Source organism: Lentimicrobium sp. L6 (assembly GCF_013166655.1).
Classification (GTDB): domain Bacteria; phylum Bacteroidota; class Bacteroidia; order Bacteroidales; family UBA12170; genus UBA12170.
On sequence record NZ_JABKCA010000189.1, the window covers coordinates 1 to 601 of the forward strand.

General features: G+C 39.6%; 1 protein-coding gene. It reads right to left on the reverse strand.

Going from position 1 to position 601, the window contains the following annotated elements; translation table 11 throughout:
• Nucleotides 1-601, reverse strand: a 601-nt coding sequence (locus HNS38_RS20150) for an HYR domain-containing protein (RefSeq protein WP_172347016.1), incomplete at both ends; no start/stop codon positions are given.

Below are 601 nucleotides of genomic sequence, written 5' to 3' on the forward strand. Positions count from 1 at the left end.
GGATTGGCATCTAAAGAAACCACTACGCCATTATCGTATGAACCATTGTCAATATTAGAACCAACTATACTAGCTGTTCCAGCTGCATCAAGTTCAATAGTGATGTCTTGACATATTGCTGTTGGAGGAGTAATATCTGTTACAGTTACTGTAGCTGTACAAGTGCTTGAGTTTCCTGCTGCATCTGTTAAAGTTAAAGTTACTGTATTCGCTCCTAAGTTAGCTGAAGTGAAAGAATCTGGTGTCACACTCATACTAACTATTCCACAATTATCTGTACTTACATTATCAACATCAGCTCCAACTATACTTGCTGTTCCCGTTGTTCCGTCTAAGTTTATTGTAATATCTTGACAATTAGCAATTGGAGCCTCATCATCAACAATGGTAATATCCTGATTATCAGTACTAATATTACCATGGATATCTTCTACAGTCCAGGTGATGGTGGTTGTTCCTACATTATAGAAGCCACTAGCATCGGAGGTTCCATTGAAGTTATTTGTAATACTCGCTACTGAACAGTTATCTGCTGTTGTTGGGGCTACTACTGTTACCGCTGCGCCACATAATCCTGCATCGGCTGTTTGTGTTTGGGCTG